General features: G+C 73.5%; 3 protein-coding genes. 1 reads left to right on the top strand and 2 read right to left on the bottom strand.

All coding sequences use genetic code 11. The annotated features are described in order from the left end of the window. Positions 1-100: 100 nt before the first annotated feature. Positions 101-1291 carry a GDSL-type esterase/lipase family protein gene (locus tag LCE31_RS37925; protein WP_225022693.1) on the bottom strand — a complete coding sequence of 397 codons (1191 nt, stop codon included), beginning with the start codon at positions 1289-1291 and terminating at the stop codon, positions 101-103. 69 nt (positions 1292-1360) lie between these two features. After that, the gene (locus tag LCE31_RS37930; RefSeq protein ID WP_225022694.1) at positions 1361-2113 is read right to left on the bottom strand and encodes an AraC family transcriptional regulator; all 753 of its coding nucleotides are present in this window, start codon (positions 2111-2113) and stop codon (positions 1361-1363) included. A 105-nt stretch (positions 2114-2218) separates the two neighbouring features. On the opposite strand from LCE31_RS37930, the gene LCE31_RS37935 reads away from it, so the two are divergent. Then, complete coding sequence (locus LCE31_RS37935; RefSeq protein ID WP_225022695.1) at positions 2219-3421, top strand: MFS transporter; 1203 nt, start codon at positions 2219-2221, stop codon at positions 3419-3421. Positions 3422-3518: the final 97 nt, after the last annotated feature.

Genomic DNA, 3518 nt, shown 5'->3' on the forward strand with positions numbered 1-3518 from the left:
CGGGGGGGGGGGGGGGGGGGGGGGGCCGCGGGCCGGGGGGGGGGGGGGGGGGGGCCTGCGGGCGGTACCGGGGGGCGCGGTCGGTCGTTGTGGGCGCCCGCTACGGGAGTTCGGCCAGCAGCGCGGCGACGGCCGTGCGGGCGAGTTGTTCTTGTCCGGCGGCGCTGGGGTGGAGGTGGTCGCCGCTGTCGTAACGCCGGTCGAGCCTGAGGGGTGAGGTGTCGCAGCGGAGTGCCTTGTCGAAGTCGATGACGACTTCGGGACCGAGAGCGCGGATCATCCAGTCGTTGACCGCGCCGCGGATCTGCTCGCGTCGCTCGTCGTAGTCGTCCGACCCGGACCTGGCGGTGATGGTGGCGATGCGAACCCTGACATCCGCGGTGCCGGCCCGCTCCAGGAGCGTCTCGTAGCCCGCGATCAACTCCGCCGCGGTGGGCAGTTCCCCGAGGGGCTCGAATGCGCCGGGCAGGCCGAGGTCGTTGGTGCCCAGGGCCACGACGACCTGGGCGACCCCGGCGGTTTTCAGGACGTCGTCTTCGAACCGGCTCAGGCCGGAGCGGCCGTTCGACAGGTTCGCGGGCCCCGCGTCGAGGCGGAGCCTGTTGCCGGGGATGCCGCGGTTGACGACCGAGAGACCGGAGCCCCCCGGCAGCAGACCCGCGGCGATCTCGGGCCAGCCCATCGCCGTGATGGAGTCGCCCAGACACACGACGACCGCGTGCGGAACGCGGTTCGCGACCTCGACCGTGCGCAGGAACGGTCCGCTTTCGTGAAGGGTGAGGTCGGCGTCGTCCGGCATGGGGAACGGCGGGGCGGTAACGGCCGGGAACGCGGCGGCGCCCACGTGATCGCCCGGCTCGGACATCTGGCACGTGAAGTCGCCCGAGCCGGCGAACAACGGCGGGAAGAGTGTGCGCTCGGGCAGGTGGAAGTCGACCTTCACCGCTCCGTGGTGGCCGACCGGCAGGTCGATGGGGTCGGTCAGCACCGAGGAGCCGACCGGGACCGTCACGCCGTCGCGCCCGTCGAAGGTGGCGGCGGCAGTACGGCCGCGGGTGGACACCGCGCTCCGGCCGATGCGCAGCGGGTGGTCCCCGAACCGGTTGCCGAACTGGAGGCGGACCCGGTCGCCGCCGGCGCTGACGCGCAGGTGGGAGCGGAGAGTGACATCGGCGAACCATTCGCCGTCAGCGCGGACGTCCGGGAGCGACTGAGCCCAGGTGGCATGCCATCTCACAGACTGCTCGGACCCGTGAGTGGAGGGAGTGGGGGGAGTGGAGGTGGTGGACATGGCCCCACCGTGACAGTGAAGTACTAAACAGTCAAGTCACTAATCTGTTGGTGGGTCGCGGCGGGCCGATCACCGCGTCCCGGGAGCGGTGTCGTCCGTGCCGGGGCGCGGCCCGCTCAACGAGGCGGCGTAGCGGCCCGGCGTCTGGCCGGTCACACCGGTGAACGTCTCGATGAACGCGCTGACATTGCTCCATCCCGTCTCAACGGCCGTACGGGTGACGGAGTGTCCCGCGGCCAGGGACACGAGGGCGTGGTGCACGCGCAGTTGGGCGCGCCACTGACGAAAGCCCATGCCGGTCTCGGCCTGGAAGAGCCGGGTCAGGGTCCGCTCGCTCGCACCGACGCGCCGCCCGAGCTGCGCGAGCGTCGAGGGGTCGGCGGGCTGCTCGCGCAGGATGCGCGTCACGGCGCGCAGCCGGTCGTCGTGCGGCTCGGGCAGGAGGATCGGCTGCTCCGGCGCCCGGCGCGTCTCATCGAGGGTGACCTGCCGCAGGCGTCGGCACTCCGCCTCGGACCGGTCGCCCGGCTGCGTCAGCGCCAGCAGGAGCTGCCGCAGAAGACCGGAGACCGCGATGACGGCGGGGGCCGGGAACGGCGCGCGGACGGTGACGGGAAACAGGACGGCGCGCATGTCCGTCTTGCCCCAGGCGCGGTGGCGGTGCTCGGCGTACGCGGGAACCCACACGGCGCGCTGCGGCGGCACCATCCACGTGCCGGCGCCCGCGGTGATCGCCAGCAGCCCGCCGGCCGCGTAGACCAGCTGGTGTTCGCGGTGGTGGTGCGCGGGGATCTGCTCCCCCACCGCGAGGGAACGGCGCATCGTCGGCGCCACCTCGCGGGGTCGGCGGGTCGGCTGGCGGGTTGACCGCATATCCCGACTGTATACCGGTAGCCGCGTCGGGCGGGCCCGCCGGAGCATGGCGGCATGGACACCACCACCGCCCCCGTCAAGCCGGCCGCCGGGGAACGAGGACCGTCGCGCGCCATCGCCCTGCTGTCGATCGGGCACGCGGTCGACGACCTCTACCAGGGCGCCGTGCCCGCACTGATCCCGTTCTTCACGGCGGCCCGGCACTGGGACTACGCCACGGCCAGTTGGATCACCGTGGCGGCGACCGTGCTTTCGGCCGTCGTGCAGCCCCTGTTCGGGCTGCTGACCGACCGCAGAAGCGCACCGTGGCTGGTGCCGGCCGGGATGGGGCTCGCGGGTGTGGGGGTCGGGCTGTCCGGCCTGAGCACCTCGTACGTCGTCACCCTGATCGCGGTGGCGCTCTCCGGGCTCGGCGTGGCGGCCTACCATCCGGAGTCGGCCAGGCTCGCACGCGTCGCCGCCCGGGGCTCGCACGTGTCCATGTCCTGGTTCTCCCTCGGCGGCAACATCGGCTTCGCGTTCGGGCCCGTCCTCGTCGCCGCCGTCCTCGGCACCCTCGGCGTCTCCGGGACGGCCCCGCTGGCCGTTCCCGCCCTCCTGTGGGCCGTGGTGACCTTCGCCTCCGGGCGCCGGCTCCAGCGCGCGCACGCCGCCGCGCGACCGGCCGGCGCCGTGCAGGCACCGCCGCGCAACGACTGGGCGGGCTTCGCCAGGCTCTCGGTCCCGGTGGTCGCGCGCTCGATCGTCACCGCGTCGTTCGGGACGTTCCTGGCGCTGTTCGTGGAGCGCCGTCTGGGCGCGGGCACCGCCACGGGCGAGACCGCGCTGGTCGTCTTCTACGGTGTCGGCGCGGCCGGCACGCTCCTGGGCGGGCGGCTCGCGGGCCGCTACGGCCGCATCGCCACCGTACGGGCCGCGTATGTCGCGTCGGTCGTCTGCGTCGCGGGCGTCTGGCTGGTGCCCGGGCCGGCCGTCTTCGCCGCCATCGCCGCCGCCTCCGTTGCCCTGTACGTGCCGTTCTCCATCCACGTGACGCTCGGGCAGGACTACCTGCCGGGCCGGGTCGGTACCGCCAGCGGCGTGACCCTCGGGCTTGCGGTCAGCATCGGCGGCCTCGTGGCGCCCGTGGTCGGGACGGTCGCCGACCACGCCGGCCTCACCGCGGCCATCGCGTGCCTCACCTCGATGCCCGTCCTGTCCGCGCTCGTCGGTCTGACCATGAAGGAGCCCGTCCCGCCCGCCGGCGACGCAGGCTGAGGTCCGGCGGGGTGGGCACTAGTACTCCAGCAGTACTTTGAGGCTTGACCTGGGTGAATGTCGAGCGGTGGGAGTGTAGCGGGACGGTTCATGGTCA

Source organism: Streptomyces sp. 8L (assembly GCF_020176795.1).
GTDB lineage: Bacteria > Actinomycetota > Actinomycetes > Streptomycetales > Streptomycetaceae > Streptomyces.

Bases quoted from the DNA above. Each gene is read 5' to 3' on its own strand.
- LCE31_RS37925 (WP_225022693.1), bottom strand. From the start codon at position 1,291: ATGTCCACCACCTCCACTCCCCCCACTCCCTCCACTCACGGGTCCGAG.
- LCE31_RS37935 (WP_225022695.1), top strand. From the start codon at position 2,219: ATGGACACCACCACCGCCCCCGTCAAGCCGGCCGCCGGGGAACGAGGA.
- LCE31_RS37930 (WP_225022694.1), bottom strand. From the start codon at position 2,113: ATGCGCCGTTCCCTCGCGGTGGGGGAGCAGATCCCCGCGCACCACCAC.